The sequence below is a fragment of the Vibrio sp. GJ43-1 genome, assembly GCF_055808835.1.
On sequence record NZ_CM147884.1, the window covers coordinates 1,587,986 to 1,614,926 of the forward strand.

A 26,941-nucleotide genomic window follows, 5' to 3' on the forward strand; every position below is an offset into this window, starting at 1 on the left:
TATTTCAAAAAGTTCGAACATCGAACACCACCAGAAGCCAGTGCCCCATAGCATTCCGAGAGAGTTGCTGTATCAGTATCTAGCGACGTGTAACCTCACACTCGGGATGTGGTATTTATGGTGGCGTTGGACCTACGCATTAAACATGGATGCGTTGTGGTTTTCTTTGCCACTTGCTTTTGCTGAATCCTGTGCATTTATAGGTTCCATTTTGTTTACTATTAATATGTGGAAGACGAAAGATGAGCCGAAGAAAACCCCTCCTTCCAATATTAATCAGTGCGTTCGTGATTGTGAAGAGGACCGCCCCGTTTCGGTTGATGTATTTTTCCCTAGCTATGATGAAGAACCAGACTTGGTGCGATTGAGTATCGAGGACGCACAGAAAATTACCTATCCCAGTGAAATCGACATGAAGATATTTATCTTGGATGACGGTAAACGGACATCGATGAAAGCGCTCGCAGAAGAAATGGGTGTTGGCTATATTACCCGAGAAGGGAACGTCGGCTTTAAAGCGGGAAACCTAAGAAATGCCATGGAGCAAACCTATGGTGATTTTGTCGTTATCTGTGATGCAGATACTCGTCCATTTTCTACGATTTTAGAACATACCTTAGGATACTTTAGAGATCCAGATGTGGCATGGGTTCAAACGCCCCAGTGGTTCTTTGACCTCCCTGAAGGCGTTCGATTGCCTAAGTGGCTATCAACAAAATTGGGTAATTGGGCGGCACCACTGGGCCGTGGCATAGAGAAAGTTTACGGCCCTGTGACCTTCGGTCAAGACCCGTTTGTAAACGACCCCCAAATGTTTTATGACGTGATTCAACGTAGACGAAATTGGGTTAACGCTGCATTTTGTTGTGGAGCTGGTTCTATACACCGCCGAGAAGCGGTTATGGAAGCCGCTTTGAGGGCGTATGCCGAACAAATTACCAATGAACAACAAGATGTCGAGAAACAGATTAGAAAACTGACCAAAGAGAAAAGCGTCGATCAATCTGTTTCTGAAAATTTACGAAATGAAATTTTGTTTGATACTGAGTTTACTCCTTATAAGTTTCATGTCTCAGAAGATCTGTATACGTCAATTGTGTTGCATTCGGACTCTCAGCGTAACTGGCGTTCCATTATGCACCCAGACGTTGAAAGTAAAATGTTATCGCCGCAAGATTTACAAACATGGACGGTTCAACGCTTCAAGTATTCTGGGGGATCCATTGACATTTTCATGAATGATAACCCGATATTTCGCAAGGGGTTGAATCTAAAACAGAAGCTCATGTATGGCGGTAGTTTCTGGTCCAATCTATCAGCGGTTTGGAACATCGTATTTCTAGCTTGTCCTATCATCTATTTTTTGACCTCTATTGCACTAGGTCAGTGCTTATGACGTGACCTTTTATCTTCATTTTCTTCCTTACGTATTAACCGCGGAAATTGCAATGATGATTGGTACATGGGGAGTAGCTGGCTATAAAGGTAAAACCAATTTCCTATCTTTCTTCCCAGTGAATATGCGTGCACTTTGGACCGTATTGAGAGGGCGGAAAATCAGTTTCCCTACCACGCCAAAAGAGCGACAAACAGGTAATTTTGCCAAACTGGTGGCGCCTCAGATGGCTGTGTTTTTTCTCAGCCTATTTAGCTTAGGATTTGCTTGGTACGGTCATTATTTTGGAGGATGGGGCAGCTATTCAGAAGGTGGTCTAGTTCTGAATACGTTTTGGATCATCAATAATATGCTCGCAATGTGGGGCATGATTGCAGCAGCATTTTGGGAACCACCAAAAGAAGATACAGCAGATAAAGCGGCCGTTTCAGAGACAGAGGATCTTAAGTATGAAGTTTAGTAATGCATTGTTAGCGGCAAGGCACCATATTGTTTTCATTCTTGGTCTCGCAACCGCGCTCGTTATCGCCTTTTCTATTGAAACGCGTGATTATGGCAAAACATTAGGCAATATCACGTTTGAGGCACATGAAGAGATTCCGTTAAAAGCGCAGCGAGTGCTCACCCAAGAAGAATTTACTTGGGCAACGACGGCTTGGCAATATTTTGAAAATAACTATCAAGAAAACACTGGTTTGGTGAATTCAGTTGATGGCTATCCTTCAACGACAATGTGGGATACGGCGTCTTATTTAATGGGGTTAATTGCGGCGGAAAAAATCAACATAGTGACACAAGACGTATTTAAGATGCGGATGGAAAAGGCCCTTCGATCGTTAGCCCGTTTACCGTTGGTTGAAGGGAAGTTACCTAACAAAGCCTATAACACACAAACGCTAGCCATGGTGGACTACCAAAACAATCCAAAACCGGACGGTATTGGTTGGTCAGCGATTGATATTGGACGAATTTTAGTCCCGCTTAATATTCTTATTTGGCAATATCCACAATTTAATACTGAAGTCACCAACATTTTAAATCATTGGAAAATGGATGAGATGCTAATTGAAGGCTATTTATATGGCTCTCGACCAAATGAACAAGGTGGCTTTGAACTTGTCCAGGAAGGGCGAATTGGGTATGAAGAGTATGCTTCGAAATCATTATTTCTGATGGGGCGGGATGTGTTTAACTCAATGAAATATATAGATTACCTAGATATGGTCGATGTCTACGGGATCGAAATTCCAACGGACAAGCGAGATCCCGCTAAGTATCACGCCCACAACTATGTGGTGAGTGAGTCCTATATTTTAGATGGCATTGAGTTTGGCTCAGACAGTGTCTCAAGAATATTCGCACATCGTGTGTTTAGTGCACAGGAGCGCCGTTACGACGATATAGGCATAGTGACCGCAGTGAGTGAAGATAACGTCGATGAGGCACCTTATTTTGTCTATAACACAGTCTTTTCCGATGGAAAAAAATGGAATGCGATTTCTGACGACGGTAAAGATCAATCACACCTGAAAACGTTGTCAACGAAGGCTGCTTTCGGTTGGTACGCCCTTTATGAGAATGCCTACACCGATCTTCTAATTAGTGAAGTATCGCCTCTATTTTCTGATGGTAAAGGCTGGTATTCAGGGCGCTATGAAGCGGACGGCCGTCCTAATAGAGCGATTACTGCCAATACCAATGGCATTGTATTGGAGTCCTTGGCCTACATAGAAAATGGCCCCTTGTTACGGGTTGGAGCTCAGTAATTGAGATTGTGCAGTATTAGGGAGAATTCGATGCGTTATTTGTCAACACTATGTATCGCGCTGGCCGTAGCTGGGTGTGGTAATAAATATAATCAGTTTTCAGAAGATATTGTTGAGCGAAAATCTCACTGGAGCATACCTCAGCCTCGTCATGGTGAACTGACGGAAAAAGAAATGGATATGGCCAGAATTGCTTGGAAATATTTTGAAAATAACTATCAAGAATCAACGGGTTTAGTCAATGCGGTAAATAACTACCCATCAGTAACATGGTGGGATGCGGCTTCCTATCTTGCTGGAGCGGTGAGTGCGCATCAGTTAGGAATTATCGAGAAGGAAGAGCTTGATAAGCGTTTAATTGCTTTTATAGGGACATTAAGTAAGCTTGACCTGTTTCGTGGAGAGTTACCAAATAAGGCCTATAACACTCAAAATGCCGCGAAGGTGGATTACGCCAACCAACCTGGGGAAATTGGCTACTCTGCTCTAGATCTAGGGCGGCTTCTGGTTTGGTTGTATATCATTAAGCAAAGGTATCCAGAATTTGCACCGAGTATCGACTCTGCAATCTTACGCTGGAATTTTTGTAATGTTGTAGACGAAAATGGCACGATGTTTGGCGCTCTTCTAGAAAAAGATAAACCTGTGCAATATCTTCAAGAGGGGCGACTGGGTTACGAAGAATACGCAGCAAAAGGTTTTCAACTTTGGGGTTTTGATACCAGTCAAGCATCAGACCCTGAGCCGTATGCGACCATCAACTTATTCGGCTACGACGTGCCATATGACACACGTGACCCAAGAAAGTTAAAGGCACATAGTTACGTTGTAACTGAAAGTTATGTTTTAGATGGTGTGGAGCTTGGATGGGATTTAACGGAAGACAAAACGGGGCATGATGCTAACTATTCCAATGAGTGGATGGCGGAGTTTGCGCTTCAGATTTATCGCGTTCAGGAGGAGCGTTATAAACAAACTGGTATTATCACTGCTAGGACTGAACATCAATTAGCAGGGGCGCCTTACTTTGTTTACGACACAATTTATACCGATGGCTTTGCATGGAATACCATCTCTGAGGTTGGTGAATATCTACCACAATACTCAGCTGTTGCCATTAAAGGTGCGATGGGAATGTGGGTGCTGTGGGATACAGAGTATACCGACTTACTGTTTGACCATGTTTCTCATATCTATGATCGGGATAAGGGGTTCTATGAAGGGATTTATGAAAATGGTACAGGTCTAATTAATACGTTTACCTCTAATAATAACGGCATCACGTTGGAAATATTGTTGTACAAACAACAAGGGAAATTGTTGCGCTATAAGGACAAACCAGCCCCAAGCTTATGGGAAAAAGCGCTAGAGACACCGTTTGGCTATGAAGGGCAGTGCTTACCGCGAGAAAATTACAAAAAAAGCAAAATAAAACGTAGAGATGTCGCTGATGGTTAAGCACGCAGTATTGCTTATTGTATTTCCAGTATTGGTCGCATGCGGGACGATTGTCCGCGGTGTGAGCGATGGTGTCGATGCAATTAACGCTTCTCAAAGCTTTAGGCAAGGACGATTTGGTGCGCTAACCGAAGAAGAGCTCGCATGGGCAAGTACTGCCTGGAAATACATTGAAAATAACACTCAGCTTCAAACTGGATTAGTCAATGGTATTGACAATTTCCCCTCAACAAATATGTCGGGCATATCGGATTATTTAATCTCACTGTTGGCAGCAAAAGAGTTTGAATTTATTTCTAACAAGCAATACGACGAGCGTCTTACCCTTGTTTTAACCTTTCTGAACGATATGAATCTGAGTATCGGACAAATCCCAAACAAAGTCTATCACACACAAACAGGTCAAATGACGGACTATGGCTTACAACCTAAAGATATAGGTTGGTCTTCTCTGGATGTTGGACGTCTGTTAATTGCTTTAGCCATGGTTAAACAGCATTCGCCGGAATTTTCTGAATACGTTGATAAAGCCGTGTTGCGTTGGAATTTTTGTGAACTGATTAATGAAGATGGTGAGCTGTTTGGAGGCGCGATCTTTGACGGAAATGTCACGCGATACAAAGAGGGGCGTCTAGGGGTAGAGGAATATACGTCATACGGGTATCTGGATTGGCAAGTGGTTCCTTATAAAGCGATGCGGATAGACCCTTATGATGTTGCCACGATTTATGGTATTGACCTTTTATTTGATGGGCGAGATCCACGCAATTTTGATGTGCTTAGACCGGTCTACAGCACGCCTTATCTATGGATGGGATTGGAATTTAACTGGGACAAAATCGACGACCGCTCTTCTTCAGATGCGACGCATACTGATGAAGTGATGTCGGCGATGGCGAACTCACTCTACCGGGTGCAAGAAGCTCGCTGGGATGCTGATAGAATTTATACCGCGCGCGGTGATCATGTGGTCGCTGGTGACCCTTATTTTGTCTATGACGCTGTTTATGCCCTTGGAACTCCATGGATAACAGTCGCAGAGGATGGCAGTTCCCATGACCTATTGGCGTTAGTATCAACAAGGGTCGCGTTTCAGATGTGGGCACTTTGGAAAACGGATTATACTGATCGATTAATGATTTTGGTCAAGGAGCTCTATGATCCTCAACGCGGTTGGTATGAAGGCCGATACGAGCGCAATAGTAAGTATGAGAAAAGTATTACCCTTAAAACCAATGCAGGGGTATTAGAGGCGTTACTCTATAAAAAGAAAGGAAAGCTCTACCAGCCTAAAGAGGATCGAGAATATCGAGATGTACAATTTGATTCGCGTTTTTACCACCCAGGTAAGTGCTTGACGGAGACCTTTGATGATTATGATTAGAGCGTTTTTTTAATTTTAGTGCTCACGTTTAATGGATTAATGGTCTGTAATTTTGCTAATGCGGCAGTGCAAGATGTCGACTTAAGAATTTTTAGTAAACCGACGTTGTTGGCTGGCAATGGAAGGTATAAACAAGCTGCTGAGCAATATCACCGACTGAGTATTCAAATTTTGGCGTCAGAGTCTAAGTTAGGCACAGAAAAAATGTGGCAGTATGCAGGCCTTGCTGAAGTGCTGGCAACGGTATGTGCTAATTTAGATAATGATGCAAAAGCTTATGAGTATTGGGCGAATAGCGTCCGATACTTGTTAACGGGAGGGACTGACTGGGCTCAAATGCAGCAGTATCTGCATCAACAAAATGAGCAAGCCAATACGCAACTTCTTACGCAAATGCAAACCATCGATGTTGCGGGAGGCTATGATCAATCTTGGGAGCAGGATGCTGCTGTATTACAAGTGTGGCAGGAAAAACTAAACCTGTTTGTTTTTTCAGGCCCTAGAGCAGGGATGGCCGTTTCACCATCCGCTCTTACTATTCAGCCGCAAGTGCGGCGACCTGCTTCATGCGGTTCCTGCACAAGTGGCACCGGGGCAAAGAAAACTCAATGGGTTAGAGTCTAATTTTTCTCAGTCTTCGTCTTTCGTTCCAACCGAAGTTACTCCTGTTGTTGCTGTTGAAAGTAAGGATACCGAAGCGACGGCGGAGTCGGTATCAACAAGTTCTCCTACGCTAAATATTCCCCGCACCAATAGGCATTTAATTCAAGGCACAATCTCGCCACAGCCAGTGGTTACAGGCAATGAAGTGACGATTGCGACGCCTATTGAAGCGTTCGATTATGAACAAGCAGAAACGGCTCATAATGAACGTTCAATGCCTAAAGTAACAAAAGATGAAGGGCAGCAGCCAGAGGTCGCGTCACAGTTGCAAAAAGCCAATATTGGTACTGAAACTAATCAAGGCGTGCAAGCGATACAAAGGCGAAGCTTCGCACCGATAACAGAATAACTCTCGATAACAGAATAACTCTCGATAATTGATTGACGTGATCAGCAATCGTGCACTGGATCTCCTCGCATTAGATTTATGTCGGACAATTTCTTGATAACACGATGATAAATCCTAGTTTGCTTTCGTTACGTACATTTCGTTCCGTGAACGCGAGGCAAAGGATATGACCCAAGAACATCAACGACAAAGCGCAACAAAACTTCTTCGACACGCGAGCCAGCATTTTGACCTCACTGATAACGAGCACCAAAAGCAACTATTGAGTTTAGCTGAGCAGCTAGATTCATTGGCCTTGCTTTCAGTCGAGCAACTTAAACAGTTAGCAATTAACGAGCAGGCTCCCTTAGAGTTTCGTCTTGCGGTTAAATTGGTGGACTCAAAGCGCTACATGAGACAAATAACTAAGCCGATATCCGTCGGTGTAGTTTTTGCAATGTGGGGTGAACATAATCGCCTCAACCCAAAATCTGCTCATAATCCAAATGGTGAGGACTCTTTGCGTGCCAAAATCGATCAGCTTAATTGGGTGACACAAGATAGCCCAGTCTCTTGGCGGTTGTATCCCATTGATGATGGCTGTCCACATGGTAGTGCGGAAATAGCGAGAGGCATTAGCATTACGAGTGAATCGAGTAAGCAAGTAAAGGTTTCCTGTCTAGAGGACTATGTCGCAACAGGGGCAGGGCCTTTAGCGAACTTACATAGCGCAGACGATTCACGTAAAGGGGGCGCGATTATACTCGGCTGTATGAAGGCGGTTGAAAACAAGGTCGATGTGGTGGTTTACACTGATGCGGACAATTCAGTGCATCTTGGGCAGCTTGGTTTGTTGTTACGACCGTACTTAGAACAAGGAAAGCAGGTCATTCTTGGAAATAGGAAGCATCCAGATTCGATATTGGTGAAACAAGAAGAGCGTTGGGGAATTGGTATTAAAACGCTGAGGCATATGCAAAGAATGATCGGTAAGCAGATCTTTTCTCAGGGCATCAAAGACACGCAAGCGGCATTTAAATTGTACTCAAGAGATGCGCTAACAAAAATTTTGGAGCGACCAACGGTTTATGACTTCTCGTTCGATACCGACTGGATATTGGCGGCTATGGAATACAACAAGCCAATTACGACAGTGCCATTTGCATTCATTGACTCTGCAGCCGAATCCGCCTCGATAGTACAAGGACCTATGACGACATGGTTTACTTTGTTGGAAGGTTTAGTGAAAGCTGCGCGAGCGCGTCAGGCAAGTTATAGCCGTGAAATGGCAACCGTCTTTGATGAAGAAATTCATTCGCACAAAGACTTAGAGTTGCTCATCGATATTCTTCCTCCAGAGCTTGAGAAGGCAACCGATGCTAACCTTGGAGATCCAGCATTGATGTCACCACAAAAAATGCGTGAGTGGATTCAGAGAGCGAAAATTTCGCGACCTGCAGCGATTTCCTAGTGAGTGCTTGAAGTATAAAGCCAGGTATTGTTGTGCTTCAAGAAAGTTAATTAGCTATGCTGCCTTACCGCTGTACTGCAGCAATGATATTAAGGATTCAAGATAGTTAATAGTTAGCTGGTCTGGTGATGAATTTGGTAGCTCAAGGGTGATGCAGGGTAGTGCCTGCTCTTGACACCAGCTACCAAAAGATCCTGGTGTGTCATAGCCAATATCAGGAACTAAAGGTAATTGAAAGTAGGTAGACAACCAGTGGCCTAATGGCGAATTTTCCGGATCATCAACGCAGGCGAGCGGTTCATGCAAAGAAACAACAAAGTTCGGATTTCTCGTTTTAATAAGAGAAATGATAGCGCTGATTTCGGGTTCTAATGTTGTTTTTTGCCCTGTTGCAACATGTACGTCGCGTTGGGCATTCTTGCTAGTCCAACGATAGGTGGTGCCATTTTCACTCCAGTTTTTCGTTGGGAATGCACGGTTTAAATCAACTTGATTAGCATTTGCTCGCGTACCCAGCTGATGTCCATCAGGATTTAAAGATAAAACAACGTCATGGCGCAGATGTTCAGGTTGCATGCTTCGTAGCGCTGCTGATAATGCCGCCACTGAAGCCGGTTTCATCTCCGTGAGTGCCTGCAATAATTAACCCCTTTTGTGGGGAAGGTATTTGGGCTGGGAAAAAGAGCAACGGGGCATTGAAAACGCTGTGACCAAATGGTTGCGGTTGGATTAAAAATTGCGCGCGCTGAGATCTGGGAATTCGGGCCGTCAGGGAAGATGACGCCTTTGTCGACGATAAACTGTCGTCTTTTGAATTATCTTGCATCGCTATCGTATGTTGTTTAGGGGTGTTCTGACCTGACATAGACTACCTCGAAGCTCATTACTTGGGATAACCTCACGGCTTTATGGATTTGCCTGTGATAAAAGTGTAGGTGAGCTTGTTAATTATAACTTACCTCTGCTCATACGATAGTTCACGGATTTATACGATAGTTCACTGATTTGGTACCCTCGTATGAACAATCAATATACATGGAATGTTGGATACGTCTCTATGAAAAAAAACAGTAAACGTCAGAGGGTGTCATTGACGCCATTTATACTCTTATCTGCTTTCACTATTCTTCTTCCCTCAACTGCTTATACTGCACAGTTGCCCGACCAGGTGCAATTAGCCCCTAATCAGCATGTTGTGAGAGGGAATGACGCTGAAGTCGCGACGTTAGACCCTGCTAAGGCAGAGGGGTTACCTGAAATGCATGTCATTCGGGATTTGTTTGAAGGTTTAGTGATTCAAGATGCCGATGGGAACGTGATTCCTGGCGTCGCAGAGTCATGGGAAACCAAGGATAATAAAACGTTTATTTTCCACCTCCGCTCTGATGCAAAATGGTCAAATGGAGATCCAGTCGTCGCTTCTGATTTCGTTTTTGCGTTAAAGAGAGCTGTTGACCCGGCCACCGCTTCGCCAAACGGCTGGTATTTGAAGATGACGAAGATCAATAATATCGCGATGATCTTAAATGGTGAGAAACCGGTATCGGAACTGGGTGTTAAAGCGATTGATAACCACACCCTAGAATTTAAACTCGACAGTGCCGTGCCTTATTTTGTGGCAATGACGGGGCATACATCGATGATGCCAGTCCATCAAGCCTCGATGAAAGCAAATGGTGACAAGTGGGCGCGAGCGGGCGTGCTTGTTTCAAATGGTGCATTCACTTTAAAGCAGTGGGTCGTGAATGAGCGTATTGAACTGACAAGAAATAGTGATTATTGGGATAACTCAAACACCGTGTTAAATTCGGTGACGTTTATTCCTTTTGAAAGTCAAACCGCAGCTTTAAATCGTTATTTGATCGAGTGAAGTTGACATTACTTCAGACGTACCTGCTCAGATGGCGGCAAAGTTAAAGAAGGAGCAACAAGACGCGTATAAAGTCGTACCGTTACTATGTACTTATTACTATGCGTTTAATACAACACGAGCGCCTTTTAACGACGTGCGAGTTCGCAAGGCGGTGTCTTACACGATTATGAGGGATGTGATAACGAACGGTATTACTCAGGTTGGTAATATTCCTGCTTATACGTTTGCTCATCAGTATGTTGCGGGGTTTACCGCCACTCAACCAGACTATAGCCGTTGGACCCAAGAACAAAGAGATCAACAAGCCAGACAATGGTTATCGGAAGCAGGCTATGGCATTGACAACCCCTTAGATGTTAAGTTGCTTTATAATACCAGTGAGAGTAATAAATCTATTGCAGTTGCCATTTCTTCAATGATGAAGAAGAACTTAGGCGCAAAAGTGGTGTTAGAAAATCAAGAATGGAAATCCTATCTAGTGGCTCGTCGAGAAGGGGACTTTGATATTTTACGAACCTCTTGGTGTGGTGACTATAATGAAGCGTCGACATTCTTATCTTTAATGACGTCCGATAGTGCTGGCAATAGAGCCTTTTACAAGAGTGATGCCTACGATCAAAAAATCAGTAGTGCGTTAACTGCCACTGACATTGAAGCACGTAATCAATACTACGATGCGGCGGAAGCCGTTTTAGTGGAAGACATGCCGATCGCCCCCATTTATTATTACATGCAGGCTAGGCTGGTTCGCCCAACGATTGGCGGATTTCCCATTAATAACGTAGAAGGGCGGATCTACTCTAAAGATTTATACGTGTTGGGACAATAGCACAAGCAGTAGTCGTCATGTTTACGCGACACTTAAGCGTGTAAGTAAAAGAAAAGGATGCCGTAGGCATCCTTTTCGTGTTTAAGGTGAGGCATTTCTAACGTAGCTAAGTTAAGACAGAATAATCAGTATGGTGTAGGCGAGGGTCATTAATATATTCGCGATGGCATAAGTATCAGGCATAGCCAAGCGCTGGGATGGTTGACCGCGCATGTTCGTTCACTACATCCATCGCAGGAGCACATGTTCTCGCTCCGACAATAGCACCGATAAGAAGCGCGCGATTCATCTTCAAGAAGTACGCGCCGACTAGATAGGCAAGTACGACCAAGCACGACGCTGACTAAGAATGCGATAACAATCACTTGCGGGCCAACTTGAGTTAGGTGCTCAAACATTTTACCGCCTGCGCTTAACCCGATTCCAACCATGAAAAACATCAGCCCCAGATCTTTGACCATATTGAGGGCACCTTGTGGCACGTAACCAAAAGTAGGGTGATTTGCCCGAAGGAAACCAAGTGTGATGCCTGAAAGCAGTAGCCCAACAGCATTGCCTAAACCAAACGATACCTGACCAAATGTCATGGTAATCAAACCAAACATGATGCCTAAAATGAAGAAGCTGCAAAATGCAAGCAGGTCTGCCATTTGGCTATGTATGGAGATAAAGCCAACTTTTTCAGCAAGTCCTAATACGCGGCTTTTCTCACCACTGACTTGCAAAATATCACCTTTAGCAAGAACGATATTAGCATCCATCGGCATTTCGATTTGAGCGCGAACTACGCGGTTTAGAAAGCAGCCAAACTCTGACAGGTTAAGATTTGATAAACTCTTTCCTGCAATATTATCACTCTTAACAACAATCTCTTCTTCAACGATGCGAAGGTCAAGTAGGTTACGATCAAACACTTCTTTGCCATTTCTAAAGCTTGGGTCCAAACGTGCATGACTGTCGGGAAACCAACAAGCGCGATTTCATCGCCTTCTTGTAAAATCGCATCTCCGTCAGGGTGGGCAAGGATACCATTACGACGAATTCGTTCGATATAACACCCCGTTTGACGATAGATGCCAAGCTCACGGAGGTTTTTGCCGTCAGTCCAGTCAATTAACTCTTGCCCCACTCGGTAGGCTCGAATTATTGGAAGATACACTTTACGTTGACTAGAGCCGCCAAGACCGCGCTCTTGAGCAATTTGTTGAGCAGAATCGTGTAAATTCTGCTTTTGTAGTTTCGGCAATAGTTTGGCCAGCATAATCATACTGATAAGACCAATCAAATACGCCATGGCGTAGCCGACGGAGAGGTTTTCTAGAACCAAACCAAAATCCATACCGCGTGGAATGGTGGCCAAACCAGAGTTCAACGCGTCTTGCGCCCCCACGAGCACAGGTGTTGCCGTAAGAGCTCCAGCCATAACCCCAGCGGAGAGTCCGTAATCTAACCCTAAATAATGGCTTGCAAAATAGGTCACTGTTAATGCCGTGACCAGCACCACTAAACTTAGGATGAGGTAGTGCTTACCATCTCGAAAGAAGATACCAAAAAAGTTTGGTCCTGCTTCAATACCGACACAGTAAATAAACAGCATGAATCCGATGGTGAGTGCTTCGGCGTTAAATGAGAATCCAAGGTGTCCCATAACCAGTGAGGTGATTAATACACCAATGGAGTTACCGAGCTGAAGACTTCCAAAGCGAATTTTGCCAAATGCAAGGCCAATCGCTAAGGCGACAAAAATAAGGAGGATAGGGTTTTGATCTAACAATTGTACTACGTCAATGTTCACTGTAGCGACTCGAAGCAACGAAGTTGAGTGGGTTATAAAGTGTGGCGATTGTAGCGGAAATAATCAAAAAGATAAGTGATTTTTTTTAAGTTTGACCATTAGATTACATATTGTGGGGATTCTCTGACTTACTCGTAGCGGGTCAATAGCAATTTGGTATAGCTTTGTCGCAATATTGATATAGATCCCAATAAAAAAGCCAACTCATTACAGTTGGCTTTAAGTGTGATTCTTTCAACTATACTGTTGATTAGACAGTGAGTTATTCGTCGAAAAGACCTAGATTTTCTTTTGCATACGCTTCAAATTCCGTACAACCACCAATATGGTCTTGATCGATAAAAATTTGAGGAACGGTTTCAACGGGCTTACCAACGGTTTTCTCTAGGTCAGCTTTAGAGATACCTTCCGCGTGGATGTCAACATAGCGGAAGTTGAAATCGTCACGTTTAGCTTTTAACGTTTCTGCATGCTCTTTTGCACGAACACAGAATGGACAACCTGGACGACCAAAAATTACGACAAACATTGACTTTCTCCTTGAAGATTAAATTCTTACTAAGCACTAGGAGTTTGATTAACTCGGCTCTTATAGTGTATGACGATAACTATGCCTTAAGATGAAAAGGAAATAAAGCCGGAAATACCACTCACTACCATAGGTAAAACCTATTAGTGCATATGTTAGTCAGTTTGCAGCGTCAATGGATGAGTTTATGTTGTGACTCATACCGAAATTGCGAATTTAAAAATGGGTAAAACGTATGTTGATTGGTTTATATCAACTTTTCATTTCTCAGGTCACTGCATGCTATTAGTGGCTTATAACTCTCATGTGTTTTTACTATCGACAGGGCTTGCAATTTGAGACACCACTTTTTCAATGTCGTATTTTGAACTTCAACGACACTGCGCTTTAGGTTTTTAGCATCGGATGAATCGTCTATATGCTGAGACTTAAGTTTCTAGCATAGAAGCTAAATCGACAATGGTGTAATGGTGAGCTTGACGATATACCGAAAGGATATTGGTATGTTTCAGTTTATGACTTCGAGTCGTATCGTATTTGGCGAAGGTGCATTGCAATCGTCTCTCTCTATCATTAACCAATTTGGCTACAGTGTATTACTTGTAACAGGGCAGGATAGGCAACGCGCCGAACCTGTCATCCATTATCTTCACAGTCAAAATATGCGCTATCAGCATGTTGCTATCTGCGGCGAACCGAATATTACTATGGTGGAAGAAACGGCGATTATGGGGCGTCGTTTTAACCCAGATATGGTGATTGCGATTGGCGGTGGAAGTGTTTTAGATATGGGCAAAGCCCTGGCTGCCATCATCCCCAATCAAGGTGACGTTTATGACTATGTTGAAGTGGTGGGGAGAAATGTACCGTTAAAAACAAAACCAATCCCAATGATTGCGATTCCAACGACCGCGAGTACAGGAGCGGAAGTGACGAAAAATGCGGTATTGAAATCAGGACAAGATAAGGTAAAAGTGAGCTTGAGAAGTCCTGACATGTTACCAGACGTCGCGATTGTCGATCCGGTGCTGACTTATGGGACGGATGCTTACACTTCAGGGAGGGGGCAATGGATGCGTTTACGCATCTGATGGAAGCCTATGTATGTGGTGAGCCAAACCCTCTTACGGACATGGTCTGTGAGGAAGGGCTAAGAAGGTTAAGCCAATCTATAATTTCAGGTTGTAAGCAAGACAACCCTAAAGCGCGCGCGGATCTTTCTTTTGCCGCGATGCTTGGTGGCATGGCAATTACCAATGCTAAACTCGGGGCGGCACATGGGCTTGCCTCTGCATTAGGCGGTAAAATTTCAGCCCCTCATAGTGTGATCACCGCGCAATTAGCGCCTCATGTTATGACTGAAAATGTGAAAGCTGCGAAGCGGGCTGGACGCAGTGACGTGCTAAATCGTTATCGTCATATTGCTCAGATTCTAACGTCACGATCGGATGCGTCGATTGAAGATGGGATTGTATGGGTCACAATGATTTTAGAGCGTTTAGAGTTGCCTAAATTATCCGATTTTGGTGTTTGCCACACACCATTTGATGTTGTTGCAGCAGACGCAATGAAATCCGTTGCCATTAAAGGTAATCCATTGCCTTTAACTGTCGATCGGTTAGAGCATATTTTAAATCAAGTATGTCAGTGTCAGTGCGACTCGCGAGATAGGGTCACAGAAGAGCAAGCACAGGTGGAGTATAGAAATAATCCAATTGAAACCGATTAAGGGTGAGAAGGGATAAAAAAAGAGAGGCGTTAACCTCTCTTTTTATGTTTGTTTGCAGCTGGATTAAAAATTAGGCAGCTTATCGTAGCGGGAGTCTTTTAGGACTTCTTTTACACGTTTCAGATTATCTCTGAAGCGACTACCACGTCGCAGTGTAAAGCCAGTAGCAAGAACATCGATAATGGTCATTTGCACGACACGGCTAGCCATTGGCATATACACATCAGTGTCTTCCGGTACGTCAACCGTAATAGACAGTGAACTGGCTTTATCCAGTGGCGAGTCTTTTGCTGTAACCGCAATAACCGTGGCACCATTTTCACGGGCAAGATGTGCAATTTCTACCTGACTCTTTGTTCGGCCAGTGTGCGAAATAAGCACAATAACATCATTATCTGAACAGTTAATGCAACTCATTCTTTGCATCACAACGTCTTCATAACAAGAAATTGGGATGTTGAAGCGAATAAATTTGTTTTGTGCATCACGGGCGACAGAAGATGACGCACCGAGCCCAAAAAATGAGATTCTTTTCGCTTGCGTTAGTAGGTCAACCGCGCGATTGATCTGCATGGAGTCTAAGCTGTTTTTTGCCACATCCAAACACGCCATTGTCGATTCAAAGATCTTGTGGGTGTAGGCGTCGGGACCATCATCTTCCTCAACATTTCTGTTGACGTAGGGTGTGCCATTAGCAAGGCTTTGCGCCAAATGCAGTTTAAAATCAGGAAACCCTTTTGTGTCGAGTCGTCGACAAAAACGGTTTACCGTCGGTTCACTGACATCTGCCATTTTCGCTAAGGTAGCAATGCTAGAGTGAATGGCCGTCTGGGGAGATGCCATTATAACTTCTGCTACCTTTCTTTCAGATTTGCTGAAATTTTCTAAGTTCTTTTGGATTTTCTCTAATGTATTCATAGTGTTCACAGGGTAAAGAGAACATCTTGTTAGCGCATAATAGTTTGATAAGGTGCCATTAATCTAGGGGTAGATTAGTGGGTTCTGTATCAATATCGATTTTATATAGTGACTTTATTTAACGAATAGAGTCACTGTCGACGCGCGCTAACTCCATAAGTTCAGTATAAACGAACAAGCCAGTCAGCTGTAACAAAAGGTCACATGAAATCTTTAGAATATGACAGGCATCAAACAAAATTCTGGAAGAAAAAAACAAATGGACAAAAAACAGGCGAAAATAGTGCTTTTCTAGCCCGTTTACGCCGTATTAGCGCCACAAAATAGAAATAAAATTTCATAATGTGATTGTTGCATCTAATTTCTTCTACAGTTGTGGTATTACTCGCCAATACATCAGTTAGCTGAATGATGCTGCGCAAGCGTTATCTGTTTCGCGATGCGTTCGATCTGAGTGACCAAGTTCGCACCACTGTCTTGCGCTATTTCACGTTGTTCTTGTAACACCGCTCTTAGAACGTCCGTAGAGGTGAGTGGGTTCGCTAAGACTACACGAAAAACTATGGTATTGAGTTCACTCCATCGAGTCGGATTCAATTGCGTCCGTGACACAAAAGAACGTCCGGTTTCGCGTTGCTTCTTCTGAATGAGCTTAGTTAGCTCGTTGAGAAGTGTATGGATGCGAGTGACTTGTTCAGGTGTCGCCATGCTCAGTGCCTGCTTAGCACACTCAGGAACATAACGATAAGTTAATAAACACAGCTCAGGTTTGGATACTAATTCAAAATCGTGCTGTTTATCGATCAATTCAGAAAAGAACTTGGCTTTTTCGATGCTCTGGTTAATGAGTAATTCGTACCCAGGGCGACTAATAATATGCATCGCTGCATATACAAGCATGGCCATACCTGAACGAGAGCCTTCTAATGTGTGGCTTCCAAGATCTTTGGATCCTTTGCGAAGTATATACTGAGCATGATGTTCAATACTTTTCATGGCATCGGGCTTTTTGAAAAGCACCATGCCAGCGCCCATTGGGATGTAGAGTTGTTTATGTGCGTCTATGGTGACGGAATCAGCAAGTTCAATACCATCTAGCAAATGGCGATACTTATCAGACATCAAAGTTGCGCCACCCCATGCAGCATCCACGTGAAAATGGCATTGCTCTTGTGCACAGATTTGAGCGATTTCACGCAATGGATCGACGTGGCCTGTTTCTGTTGTGCCAGCTACGCCAATCACTGCGAACGGCTTGATACGCTGCTTATTTAACTGTTCAAATTTCAGTTGCAAGTCTTGCGGGCAAATTCGGTTATTACTATCAGTCTTTACGGCGACGAGTCCTTCTTGACCAATGCCAAGAATGTCCGCGGCTTTTTTAAGTGAATAATGACCTCGCTCCGACACCAGAATGGCAAGCCCTTCATAGCCAAAATGTTTCATGGCTTTGAACAAACCTTCTTGTTCAACACCCTTAAATTCGCCGTCGGCTCTTAAGGCGTTGTTTCGTGCGACCCAAAGCGCGGTAATGTTGGCGATGGTCCCACCAGAGCAGAAAGCGCCCAAAGAATGGTTCGCACTGTGCATCCAGCGCTGATAGAAGGGTTCATCTTGTGAGTAAATAAGCTTGTGCAGCATACCTAGCACTTGACGCTCTAAGGGCGTAAATGCTTTTGATGTCTCAATCTTCACGAGGTTTTGATTCAACGCGATCATTATTTTAGATAGCGGCATCAAAAAATAGGGCAGCGCTGATGTCATATGGCCAATGAAACTTGGCGATGATGTGTGTACTGAATGAGAAACCAGCGTGTCTAATAAGTGCTGCGTATGCTCTGAAACGAATTCAGGCTGCTCGGGAATAACCGCACTAGAGAAATCTTTTTCAATTTCATAAAGCGGTTTTTCTTCCGCCACAATATGCTCTCGCAAAAACTCATTAAGGTTTTGCGATAAGCTTTCTTCGATTTGTGTCAGCGTTGAATCTGGTCCTTCAGGGATAGTGAATATGCGAAGAAGGCTCTCAAAGCTGACGTTAGCAATTTTTTGCTCAGATACCATATCGTAATCTACTAATATTCCATTGGTGCAAGCGGCACAATCTAAACCAATTAAACGAGAATGTCTTCCAATAATTGAATTGAGAACTAAAGTTTCACCGTGCTACAGACAAAATGGCTAGTTTTTGGCTAATTCAGAAGCAAAAGCTGGCGAATTAGCCAGCTTTCACGGTAGGGGCGCTATTTACAACGGGTTGCTTCGACTTTAGTTATCGCATCGTTGTACTTATTAAGTGCGGAATCAATTTTCTTTGGATGGCTAAGTAAGTCGGCGAAGGCACTGCGCAACTCATAATTTTGTTGATGTGGTGTCGCTTGACGGTCAGCAAAGCTTGTCGCGGCAATCTTACCCAGTTCGTCGTTACGTTGAGACAGTATTTTGATGTCTTTTTGTTCGAGCTGCAACCAACTTTCAATAGGACGCTCTGTTGATACTTTATTTTGATCGTTTTCTAGGTAGTAGTGCACCGCCGCTCGATTGAGTTCAAAGTGGTTTTTACGACCCTCTAAAAACCATTGGCTGACATCTTGTAGCTCAGGATATTGCTCAGTGGTGAGCGTAATTAAATCTTGATACCAGTTAATTGATGCGTCGACATAGGCATCATATTTACCAGAAAGGCATTGAGTATCTGCAGCAAGCGAAGAGAATGAGGTTGTTGCTAGCATCATAGCGGCAAGCCATTTTTTCATTATTAAGTCCTTTAAATGGGCTGAATTTGATTAATTATAATTATTAGAGCGCGAGGAGTATAACGACTTTACGCTAAAAATCCTGCGATCTAACTTCCAAGAGAAACAAAGAACAGCATTAAAACAGGGACTAATAAGCTGAGAATAAAGCCACTGACGATTGCGACAGGGACGCATTTCACACCGCCAGTACTTTGGATCACAGGTAGGGTAAAGTCCATTGCTGTGGCACCAGCGTAGCCTATCGCCGTACTTGGTTTCTTTTGAATAAAAAGGGGTATAAAGACCAATGCCACTAACTCTCTTAGTAACTCTATCATAAAGGACGCGCCGCCAAAGACAGGACCAAACGCATCCCCCATTAAAATACCCGCAAGAGAATACCAACCGAACCCCGATGCCATCGCTAGCCCTTGGTAAGCAGGAATGTCCAATGCCCACGCTGCTAACAAACCCCCGATGAGTGAGCTGATGATGATAAGAGACGCGATAGCCATGCCTTGCTTATTGACTAAAATTTGTTTGAGCGACAAGCCACTGTTTCTAAGCTGAATACCAATGAAAAACAGAAGAACAAATAAGATCCATTCACTTGCCACCTCGACCCAAGCCAAGCCAAGCGGGAGCAGAAGACCTGCCGCAAGGCCACTTCCAACGACAATAATCAGCTTTAGGGATTCAAGAGCCATGCGAGACAGAGGTAAGTTTGAACTCTTTTTCTCTGATTCAAGTGGTAGGAAGCGATCAATCAGTGGAAGGCATAGTAGGTTACACAAGCTGATAATGACAAAGAATGTCACCGTCATTGTGACGATAATCTTTAGATTACTGCCAAAGTCCTCTAAGGCAGCTAGGCTCAATCCCATTAAAAACAAGATGACATAAATGAGCCAAGACGTTGCTTGGTTGATTTTGTCGAGCACTTCGATACGAGAGATCGAAAAAAGATAGCCGATTACCAATGGAGCAAAGATAAACAACATGCCGGAGAACATAAGCTCAATAATCCTTCAAAATATGATTTGGATCGTATTGTGTAGCGTTTGAGCTTTAAAAACAAGCATGTAGCATTGTGTTTACATACTAGATAATAACCATTTCTTTCACTATAAGCCTGAACTACGCATGATATCAGCAGTGTGAGCCAGAAAATCAGCGTCGTTCATAGTGGTTAGCTGAAACATTACTTCTGCGCCGTCAAGGTTGATCTCAACTTCGTGTTCTTCTAAAGCTTCGTCATTTTGCTTTCGATATAAAAGAATGTGGTGAGCAATTCGTGCAATGTCGAGATACGAGACTTCCGGTCTGTCAGTGGTTTTCTCTTGGTTAGATGCCACTTCAATAAAGTCTTGATCAAATGCCCAAGTTGTTAGGACTTTTTCACTAATAAGAGGGCAGCGCGAATGGAATATCTGCATCGCAAGCTCTGGATTAAGGTAGTTACCTTTCTCTAAATAGAGGTGGTATTCGTTCACCAAGCAAAATAGTCCGATATCGGCGAGCAGGCCAACCAATAGTGCTTTTTCTTGTTCTAGGTAACTGTACTCGTCTTTTGACTGTTCATGAAATGCTCGGGTTACGAGGACCATTGTTGCGGCTAATTCACGTGAAACGGCGGCACTTTGGACAAGAACACTTTTGCAGTTATCAGACAAATTAACGGAATGTTTAAGTAACTCAATAGACTGGGCAGTAACGATGTCGCGCACTCTTAATATGCCAAGGCGCGAAACGGCAGTGTGTAAGTCATTACAGGTAATATTTCTGCGGTTGAATACAACAGAGTTAGATACGCGTAAAACGATGGCAGCGAGACCAGGGTCATCAAGAAGGCACTCAGCAATCTCGGTGATTCCAGTGGTTTCAAGTGTACAAAGCTTTTGTATCTTTAAAACAACTTCTGAAATAGGAGGTAGGGAAATCTTACCTGTATTGATGGACTGTTCCACGAGCTCGGCAAACTCGGTCTCTAAGCTTTCTATTAATAATTGTTGATTATCAGGGAGCCAGTAAAAAGATAAGTGATTCATAGGACTTCGGCAGCTAAATATAAGCATCTAGTTTACCTGTCCTTACTCGTAATTGACAATATCCTTAGTGCCAAAATGTCGTGCCAAGTCAATTGTTTGACGTTTAAAACAGCGTTCATATATTGATAGTTATGCCACTAGATGGGTATGATATAAAATAGTGAAGTGACTCGCATTTGCTGGGGGGCGTAGTTATGTAAATGTGATGTTGACCCAGACTTATTTTGCAATGTGAACTATGATTAATGCACATTATATAAAAAGAGAGACACCGCAGTGGTAATGCAGGTCTACTCTAGCTTCACTTTTTTCGCTTAAAAAATGCTGCTTTCTGGTGATCACGTTAATCGGGGTAATGGATTAAAGGATCAATGGAAATGATTGAGCAAAATTTCTACGACTACACAATTAAATTTGGTGAATCTCAAAAGCGTTCAATGTTTGGTGGTACAGGCTTGTTCAAGGAAGGCGCCATGTATGCACTGGTCAGTAATGAGCGGGTTTTTATTCGCGGCGGTTTAGAGCTTGATGATATCTTAAATGGTTTAGGGTGCGACAAGTTTAAGCATGTAAAAAAACAGTCTACAGCGACGGTAAATTACTATGATATTACGGATATATTCGAGTCTAGTTCGTCACGTTTGCATGACTTAGTCAAAAAATCTATTGAGAACTCGGTGAGTCAACGCTGTACAAAAAAGGCGATAGAAAACAGACGACTTCGTGACCTTCCCAATATGCAATTGACGTTAGAGCGTATGGTGAAAAAATCGGGTATTGAAGACGTAAAGACATTCTTAGAGCTAGGTGCCCCAAATGTTTTTAATCGAGTGAAGCGCACTTACGGTAGCGACGTTGACGTGAAACTATTATGGAAGTTTGCTGGCGCGGTTGATGGTGTGCATTGGAAACTCATCCAAGATCCAATGAAACAGCAGTTATTAGATAATTGCTCTCAACTTGATGCGTAATCGCTGTTCACACTTTCGTCTATTTCTGGGGGAGAGTGTCATTAAAAAGGTCATACGATATGTATGACCTTTTTGCTTTCTAGCCTGATTAGATAAGGAAAACTTAGACAAAAGAAGCTTAGCCAACCGGGTTCGCCTGTTTGGCGCTTAGAATGCGAAGCGTGCTGTAAACATCAATTGATCACCGTAGATGTGATTGATGCGGCCTTCCAAACCAAGAGAGAATAATTCTGTTGAGTGGAAGCGTCCGTAAATAGAACCCATCCAGCGGTCTTTATCGCCAACATTTAGGTAACCCGCTTTACCACCGATCTCAAGTTGTGGACCTAGCCATTGGCGTACACCAAGGTTGACTTCCATACCTGTGTCTGTTTTGTGGTGATCGCCACTGTCGTGAATATGCGCAAGCATTTCACCAGTAAAATCCGCCCAGTTGTTGACAGGAGCGTGGAAACCGACACCACCAGTGATATCGTAATCGCCTTCGAATTTAGAATCGATACTACCAACGATGTGTGCATTTGGGTGAATAGATTTACTGATTCCCGCTCCAAATGTCATTGGACTAGCACCGATACGCGCTTCGGCGTAATCGTAGCTAAAGTTACTCATCGTTGCTTGATTTTGCTCTTGCTCTGCAAAAGCATGCTGCGATGTTACGACCATTAATGCTGCTAAAAGAGTCTTGCGCATAATCTTTGTAAACCTTTTTGTTTGATTTTAGTTCCTTGCACATAAGTGCGCGCCGCGTATTGCATTTTTGGCGGCAATGATATGTGGACATAATAATCGAAAGTGTCCCTCAATCACCAATAAAATGTGCCATCAACGCGGGGAAATTCCCAAAAAATGACATAGGTATACAAATTTCCATCAGTATTGACGCATCTATATGGTAAAACTAATGATTTGTTACCTTCTTCAGTGAGCGGCTTTTGGTGATAAGCGTGGGGTTTTAGTCGTGCCTATCACCATGGATGTTGCTTTTCGCCTTTCTTTTTAATCAATTTATCCCACGAAGTAGGCCGTTGCTTGGTTAAATATGGCAATTGCTTAGGTTTGCTAGTCTCCATAATTAATACGATTTTTAGATAGCGCGTCAAAAACGCGCTCGGTGTCCAATACTCTTGCCCAAGGCATCAGTTCGGGCTCGTGCTTTATCATAAAGGTGGTTAACTGCTGCTTTATGATGTTTCTTAGTTCATCACCACGCCATGGCTTGTTGATGTAAAAGTCTAGGCAAGAATGATTGACTGCTTCAATTGTGTCTTCATGATCGGCTTGTCCGGTAAGAAGAATCTTGCGACTCGCATGAGTGTCCTCGTTTTCGTTGAGTTGAATAAGAAAACTGACGCCAGTTTCTCCGGGCATAATGTGGTCACATAAGATTAGGGCGAGTGGAACATTTTCACCTTGTTGTTCTTGAATGATTTCTTTTGCCTCTGCAACGGATTCAGCACCTTCAAGAATAAAGTTATCTTCAAAATCGGATAGGTCTTGTAACACGCTGTCGAGAACTTCTCGTTCATCGTCAACACATAAGATTAAATACTCTCTCATTTTCTTCTCCTTTGCGCGTGTTGCTTCTTCTGGTGGTTAAGTGAGGCTTAGGCTTGTGAGTGCTACTTTTCTTTTAAGTGCTTGTTTGTGCAACTGGTGTTTCTAGTGGAAGGTAGACAGACATGGCGGTATAGACTCCCAGTTCTGAGTCAACGTCAATCCAGCCCTGGTGTTGAGCCAAAATTTGTTGGCAAACGGATAAGCCGATACCTAGACCAAAGTTGCCTTCTTTTTTTGTGGTGTAATTCAACTCAAATATAGCCTTTTGCTGCTCAATCGGGATACCATCGCCGTTATCAATAAATTGGTAAACCGCGTAATCGATGCCTTGGCGCTGTTTGCAACTAGTATGAATTTGCAATTGTCCATTGTCAGGAAGTGCATCCAGCGCATTCGAAATTAGGTTTGTCCATACTTGCTGCAATGCGATAGGCATGCATCGAATCTTGGGGATATCACCGTATTCTTTAATGACATTATGGCGTTTCAGCCTATTCTCAAAGATGACTAATGTGTCTTCAATTCCTTCATGTAAGTCAACTAACTCATAAGACTCATTGTCTGGTCTCGCATAGCCTTTGAGGCTTTTTACCATGTCTGCAATACGCTGTGCGCACACCTGTATGGACCGCAATGTGGCACCCGTTTGTTGGTATTGTTCGAGCTGGTGGAGGCGATGAGACAGTTGTTCTGGTGAAACGCGGGCAAGATTGAGTAAATCTGGGTTGTGGTGCAAATCGAGCTGCACAAGACGCTTTGCTATGCGTCGGTCTGTGATGGTAGTTTGCAGGCTCTTCGTTCTAGCGCGCAATTCCGATGTCGAGAGTGGCGTTGCTAACCTCGATTTTTCGAATACATCAACCCCAAAGGAAAGCTCGTCAGGGTGATTATCTTGCTGAAGGATTTGACTTATCTTGTCAGTCACCGTTTCTGCACCACGTAAAATGGCAGAGACGGGGTTATTAAGTTCATGGGCGACGCCTGCCACTAACTGTCCGAGCATAGCCATCTTTTCTTGGTCGATGAGTTGTTGGTGCGCGGACTCTAGTGATTCAAGTGTCTTTTGTAGTTGAAGCTTAGTGTTGATACTACGTTGTAGTCGGCGATTAAAGTGTCGTAATAGCAGGTTAGTAAATAAAGGTAATAAATCGGTATTGGAATGCATGACTTGTGTGAAGACTTGTCGGTCTAATTTTATTACTTTGGTACGGGTCAGTGTCATCGCCGTGGAAAATGAACATTCGCCCGTAACAAATGACATGCCTCCGACAATACCGCCTTTACCGTGTCTGACAACTTCGCACTGCTGTCCGAGTTTGTCTTTTTTGTATAGGGCAACGTGACCATCCACAATGAACCACAAAAACTGATTAGCTTGTCCTTCTTTCGTGAGTAAGTGCTCGGCGGAATATTGTCGAACCGCTTTCGTTTCATCACTTTCGGTAAAGAATTTAAGTAACGCTTCAATGACTTGCGCAGCGAGGTCATCGTCGGAGAGTTCATGGAAATCATGAATAAAACTCGCACGATAAGAGTGCATCTTGCGTTCGATATGCGCTCTCATTAATTTTTGTTGGTCGAGTATTTGGCTGTAGTACAGTAAGTCTTTTTTTTCTTGGGAGATGATATACGTAGACAGCTCTTTTTTAACCGTTTTTCGTAGAACGTTTTCAGCCAGTGGCAGCGTTAAGCAGTGATCAAGTTGACCTTCATTGACGGCGTTAAGGATGGCTTGAATGTCGCCATAGTTTGTTTTTGTCATCAAAATTTTTCGAGCGGTTTGGGTGTGACGAGATTGCTCGAGCTGGATAAGAAACGCTCCGCCATCAAAGACGTTTGAGTGACGGGCGATGACAAGCGCAAGCTGTTGCCCAACGGATCCTATTAGTGTTAACAGTTCATGAGCATCCTCAATTGAGGTTACCAGGTGAACATCAAAATGCGATTGATATGAGGATAACTCAGTGTCGAGCAAATCGAGATTCACTAAGTCACTATCTAGACATAACACCGCATATCGATTTCGTTGTCGCATTCGTTTCCAAACCTTCTCCATGAGAGTTACATTTTAATATAACAATAAAAAGCATAGGGTTATGAGAAGTAGGTATGAGATTGGAGATCCTTTCAAGTTAGGTTAGACTGAATGAAATACACATCAATAAAATGTCCATACCTCTATGCATCAATTAAAGAAAATGGCGGCTATCGGTGGCGCTGTCGCACTCGTTTTATGTTGGCCTTTTGCCGTCGGTCATATTGGCCAGAAAGTTATCGAAGATGGCATTGAACATCTAGATAGCGATACCGTCAGCGCTGAAGTGGTTCGCTATGATCGAGGCTATTTATCTTCTCAGGTGGAAACTCGCTATCGAGTGAATGATCCTGTTTTGAAAGAACAGTTGGAATTAGATGGGTTACCGACAGACTTTGTGGTCGCGAGTGATATCCAGCATGGTTTGTTCAGCCTTAGCGCTGAATCGGTAATGGTGAATTATCCAGACTTCCCACTGTTGCTCAACACCGTCACCCAACTGAATGGAAATACAGATTATGACTTCACTCTTGGTAGTTGGAGTTATCAAGGTAATGAAAGTCAAAACGTCGACTTCTCTATTTCTCCCGCGTCGGCGAGTGGGACAGTGACCGTGCTTGGCCAAGTGTCGATAGATGCGACAATCCCTTCTATCCAGTTAGATTTTGAAAATGGTGAGCAACTACTGGTTTCTGACTTAAGCATTAGCGGTGATGGCAAAAAAGAGCAAGGTTTTTGGCTAGGTGAACAGCAAGCGTCGATGAAAAACTTTCGTATCGTAAATCAGCAACACACCAGCATTTTTGATATTGATACGGCGTCTTATACCTTTAAGTCTACGCTGGACACCGAGTTAGATAGAATTGATACTCAGCATTTGTTTGACTTGAAAGCGTTGACATACCCTGAAGGCGGGGAGCTTAGTGACTTAAAAGTGGATTTCTCACTTGAGTCTTTAGACCGCACCGCATTTGAGGGCTTGGTTGGGATTTATCAGTCGAATCCTTCTTTGCAACACGCTGATATTAATACGCTGGCACCGCTCATAGAGACGCTGTTTGCACGAGGCTTTAAAGTTGCGATGAATGATATGCATTTTACGCTTCAAGATGGTGAGTTTAAGTCTAAGTGGCTGGTTGAAATCCCTGAGGGAACAACGAATGTATCTAAGGATCCGAGCCTAATCATGCCAGCGCTGACTGGCAATATGGATGCATATATGTCAAATGCAATGATTGCTTCTCACCCTATGTTGTCTCAAGGCGTAGATGAACTCGTGGTTATGGAGATGATTGAGCAACAAGAGTCCGGCTATCAGTTGAAGGCTGACATTGAAAACGGTCAGTTGATGTTTGGAAATGGACAAAAAATACCGCTGCTCGCCCTGTTTCTACCGTTGATGATGGGACAGCCTGGTGCTCAATAATCGCATTGAGTGAATACTCATTGT

Annotated in this window: 19 protein-coding genes and 4 pseudogenes; 12 read left to right on the plus strand and 11 right to left on the minus strand. The window is 43.4% G+C overall.

What is annotated here, in order from left to right:
• Positions 1 to 40 precede the first annotated feature (40 nt).
• The 8 genes from AC0L66_RS07720 (at position 41) to AC0L66_RS07755 (ending at position 8,466) form a co-directional block, all read left to right on the plus strand.
• Positions 41 to 1,396, plus strand: coding sequence for a glycosyltransferase family 2 protein (locus AC0L66_RS07720; protein WP_473568994.1), 1,356 nt, complete (start codon positions 41 to 43; stop codon positions 1,394 to 1,396).
• Positions 1,397 to 1,448: 52 nt separating this feature from the next.
• Positions 1,449 to 1,856 (plus strand): hypothetical protein, encoded by a 408-nt coding sequence (locus AC0L66_RS07725; RefSeq protein WP_473568996.1) that lies wholly within the window; start codon positions 1,449 to 1,451, stop codon positions 1,854 to 1,856.
• Positions 1,846 to 3,162: a DUF3131 domain-containing protein gene (locus AC0L66_RS07730; protein WP_265673194.1), complete on the plus strand. Its 1,317-nt coding sequence runs from the start codon at positions 1,846 to 1,848 to the stop codon at positions 3,160 to 3,162. Before AC0L66_RS07725 ends, AC0L66_RS07730 begins: the two co-directional genes overlap by 11 nt.
• Before the next feature lie 30 nt (positions 3,163 to 3,192).
• A complete protein-coding gene (locus AC0L66_RS07735; RefSeq protein ID WP_473568997.1) occupies positions 3,193 to 4,620 on the plus strand; it encodes a DUF3131 domain-containing protein in 1,428 nt (475 codons plus the stop codon).
• Positions 4,613 to 6,004, plus strand: a complete 1,392-nt coding sequence (locus tag AC0L66_RS07740; protein ID WP_473568999.1) for a DUF3131 domain-containing protein — start codon at positions 4,613 to 4,615, stop codon at positions 6,002 to 6,004. The genes AC0L66_RS07735 and AC0L66_RS07740 overlap by 8 nt, the downstream gene beginning before the upstream one ends.
• Before the next feature lie 39 nt (positions 6,005 to 6,043).
• Positions 6,044 to 6,628 carry a hypothetical protein gene (locus AC0L66_RS07745; RefSeq protein WP_473569001.1) on the plus strand — a complete coding sequence of 195 codons (585 nt, stop codon included), beginning with the start codon at positions 6,044 to 6,046 and terminating at the stop codon, positions 6,626 to 6,628.
• The gene (locus AC0L66_RS07750; RefSeq protein WP_473569002.1) at positions 6,588 to 7,016 is read left to right on the plus strand and encodes a hypothetical protein; all 429 of its coding nucleotides are present in this window, start codon (positions 6,588 to 6,590) and stop codon (positions 7,014 to 7,016) included. Before AC0L66_RS07745 ends, AC0L66_RS07750 begins: the two co-directional genes overlap by 41 nt.
• A gap of 166 nt (positions 7,017 to 7,182) precedes the next feature.
• The gene (locus AC0L66_RS07755) at positions 7,183 to 8,466 is read left to right on the plus strand and encodes a glycosyltransferase family protein (RefSeq protein ID WP_265673188.1); all 1,284 of its coding nucleotides are present in this window, start codon (positions 7,183 to 7,185) and stop codon (positions 8,464 to 8,466) included.
• A gap of 54 nt (positions 8,467 to 8,520) precedes the next feature.
• Here the strand turns inward: AC0L66_RS07755 and mpaA are convergent.
• A pseudogene (gene mpaA / locus AC0L66_RS07760) lies at positions 8,521 to 9,238 on the minus strand (murein tripeptide amidase MpaA).
• 285 nt (positions 9,239 to 9,523) lie between these two features.
• Here mpaA and AC0L66_RS07765 point away from each other — a divergent pair.
• Positions 9,524 to 11,168: pseudogene (locus tag AC0L66_RS07765) on the plus strand (ABC transporter substrate-binding protein).
• Positions 11,169 to 11,279: 111 nt separating this feature from the next.
• Here AC0L66_RS07765 and AC0L66_RS07770 read toward each other — a convergent pair.
• Together AC0L66_RS07770 and AC0L66_RS07775 are read right to left on the minus strand one after the other, a co-directional pair.
• A pseudogene (locus AC0L66_RS07770) lies at positions 11,280 to 12,963 on the minus strand (aspartate:alanine antiporter).
• Positions 12,964 to 13,225: 262 nt separating this feature from the next.
• The gene (locus AC0L66_RS07775) at positions 13,226 to 13,492 is read right to left on the minus strand and encodes a GrxA family glutaredoxin (protein WP_102470603.1); all 267 of its coding nucleotides are present in this window, start codon (positions 13,490 to 13,492) and stop codon (positions 13,226 to 13,228) included.
• Between the two features lie 503 nt (positions 13,493 to 13,995).
• Between AC0L66_RS07775 and AC0L66_RS07780 the strand changes: the two are divergent.
• Positions 13,996 to 15,221: pseudogene (locus tag AC0L66_RS07780) on the plus strand (iron-containing alcohol dehydrogenase).
• A 63-nt stretch (positions 15,222 to 15,284) separates the two neighbouring features.
• Here the strand turns inward: AC0L66_RS07780 and AC0L66_RS07785 are convergent.
• From AC0L66_RS07785 to AC0L66_RS07805, 5 genes are all read right to left on the minus strand, one after another.
• Entirely contained in the window at positions 15,285 to 16,139 is an 855-nt protein-coding gene (locus AC0L66_RS07785) for a MurR/RpiR family transcriptional regulator (protein WP_250617170.1), read from the minus strand.
• A gap of 396 nt (positions 16,140 to 16,535) precedes the next feature.
• Entirely contained in the window at positions 16,536 to 18,203 is a 1,668-nt protein-coding gene (gene panP / locus AC0L66_RS07790) for a pyridoxal-dependent aspartate 1-decarboxylase PanP (RefSeq protein WP_473569004.1), read from the minus strand.
• Between the two features lie 179 nt (positions 18,204 to 18,382).
• On the minus strand, positions 18,383 to 18,895 hold the full coding sequence (locus AC0L66_RS07795) for a hypothetical protein (RefSeq protein WP_265673182.1): 513 nt from the start codon (positions 18,893 to 18,895) through the stop codon (positions 18,383 to 18,385).
• An 89-nt stretch (positions 18,896 to 18,984) separates the two neighbouring features.
• Complete coding sequence (locus tag AC0L66_RS07800) at positions 18,985 to 19,890, minus strand: LysO family transporter (RefSeq protein ID WP_265673181.1); 906 nt, start codon at positions 19,888 to 19,890, stop codon at positions 18,985 to 18,987.
• Between the two features lie 111 nt (positions 19,891 to 20,001).
• Complete coding sequence (locus AC0L66_RS07805) at positions 20,002 to 20,925, minus strand: HDOD domain-containing protein (protein WP_473569006.1); 924 nt, start codon at positions 20,923 to 20,925, stop codon at positions 20,002 to 20,004.
• A 371-nt stretch (positions 20,926 to 21,296) separates the two neighbouring features.
• Here AC0L66_RS07805 and AC0L66_RS07810 point away from each other — a divergent pair, with 371 nt between their 5' ends.
• Complete coding sequence (locus AC0L66_RS07810) at positions 21,297 to 21,896, plus strand: TfoX/Sxy family DNA transformation protein (RefSeq protein WP_265673179.1); 600 nt, start codon at positions 21,297 to 21,299, stop codon at positions 21,894 to 21,896.
• 147 nt (positions 21,897 to 22,043) lie between these two features.
• On the opposite strand, the gene AC0L66_RS07815 is transcribed toward AC0L66_RS07810, so the two are convergent.
• From AC0L66_RS07815 to AC0L66_RS07825, 3 genes are all read right to left on the minus strand, one after another.
• Positions 22,044 to 22,589: a hypothetical protein gene (locus AC0L66_RS07815; RefSeq protein WP_265673178.1), complete on the minus strand. Its 546-nt coding sequence runs from the start codon at positions 22,587 to 22,589 to the stop codon at positions 22,044 to 22,046.
• A 369-nt stretch (positions 22,590 to 22,958) separates the two neighbouring features.
• Positions 22,959 to 23,456, minus strand: coding sequence for a response regulator (locus tag AC0L66_RS07820; protein WP_473569008.1), 498 nt, complete (start codon positions 23,454 to 23,456; stop codon positions 22,959 to 22,961).
• Between the two features lie 73 nt (positions 23,457 to 23,529).
• Complete coding sequence (locus tag AC0L66_RS07825; protein WP_473569010.1) at positions 23,530 to 25,491, minus strand: ATP-binding protein; 1,962 nt, start codon at positions 25,489 to 25,491, stop codon at positions 23,530 to 23,532.
• Between the two features lie 145 nt (positions 25,492 to 25,636).
• Between AC0L66_RS07825 and AC0L66_RS07830 the strand changes: the two genes are divergently transcribed.
• A complete protein-coding gene (locus tag AC0L66_RS07830; protein ID WP_265673175.1) occupies positions 25,637 to 26,917 on the plus strand; it encodes a DUF945 family protein in 1,281 nt (426 codons plus the stop codon).
• The last annotated feature ends 24 nt before the right edge of the window (positions 26,918 to 26,941 follow it).

What these genes read in the sequence shown, in the direction of transcription:
- AC0L66_RS07775 (WP_102470603.1), bottom strand. Translation starts at nt 13,492, where the DNA reads ATGTTTGTCGTAATTTTTGGTCGTCCAGGTTGTCCATTCTGTGTTCGT.
- AC0L66_RS07795 (WP_265673182.1), bottom strand. Translation starts at nt 18,895, where the DNA reads ATGAAAAAATGGCTTGCCGCTATGATGCTAGCAACAACCTCATTCTCT.
- AC0L66_RS07740 (WP_473568999.1), top strand. Translation starts at nt 4,613, where the DNA reads ATGGTTAAGCACGCAGTATTGCTTATTGTATTTCCAGTATTGGTCGCA.
- AC0L66_RS07825 (WP_473569010.1), bottom strand. Translation starts at nt 25,491, where the DNA reads ATGCGACAACGAAATCGATATGCGGTGTTATGTCTAGATAGTGACTTA.
- AC0L66_RS07730 (WP_265673194.1), top strand. Translation starts at nt 1,846, where the DNA reads ATGAAGTTTAGTAATGCATTGTTAGCGGCAAGGCACCATATTGTTTTC.
- panP (WP_473569004.1), bottom strand. Translation starts at nt 18,203, where the DNA reads ATGGTATCTGAGCAAAAAATTGCTAACGTCAGCTTTGAGAGCCTTCTT.
- AC0L66_RS07735 (WP_473568997.1), top strand. Translation starts at nt 3,193, where the DNA reads ATGCGTTATTTGTCAACACTATGTATCGCGCTGGCCGTAGCTGGGTGT.
- AC0L66_RS07815 (WP_265673178.1), bottom strand. Translation starts at nt 22,589, where the DNA reads ATGCGCAAGACTCTTTTAGCAGCATTAATGGTCGTAACATCGCAGCAT.
- AC0L66_RS07810 (WP_265673179.1), top strand. Translation starts at nt 21,297, where the DNA reads ATGGAAATGATTGAGCAAAATTTCTACGACTACACAATTAAATTTGGT.
- AC0L66_RS07745 (WP_473569001.1), top strand. Translation starts at nt 6,044, where the DNA reads ATGGTCTGTAATTTTGCTAATGCGGCAGTGCAAGATGTCGACTTAAGA.
- AC0L66_RS07800 (WP_265673181.1), bottom strand. Translation starts at nt 19,890, where the DNA reads ATGTTCTCCGGCATGTTGTTTATCTTTGCTCCATTGGTAATCGGCTAT.
- AC0L66_RS07830 (WP_265673175.1), top strand. Translation starts at nt 25,637, where the DNA reads ATGCATCAATTAAAGAAAATGGCGGCTATCGGTGGCGCTGTCGCACTC.
- AC0L66_RS07725 (WP_473568996.1), top strand. Translation starts at nt 1,449, where the DNA reads ATGATGATTGGTACATGGGGAGTAGCTGGCTATAAAGGTAAAACCAAT.
- AC0L66_RS07805 (WP_473569006.1), bottom strand. Translation starts at nt 20,925, where the DNA reads ATGAATCACTTATCTTTTTACTGGCTCCCTGATAATCAACAATTATTA.
- AC0L66_RS07785 (WP_250617170.1), bottom strand. Translation starts at nt 16,139, where the DNA reads ATGAATACATTAGAGAAAATCCAAAAGAACTTAGAAAATTTCAGCAAA.
- AC0L66_RS07755 (WP_265673188.1), top strand. Translation starts at nt 7,183, where the DNA reads ATGACCCAAGAACATCAACGACAAAGCGCAACAAAACTTCTTCGACAC.
- AC0L66_RS07820 (WP_473569008.1), bottom strand. Translation starts at nt 23,456, where the DNA reads ATGAGAGAGTATTTAATCTTATGTGTTGACGATGAACGAGAAGTTCTC.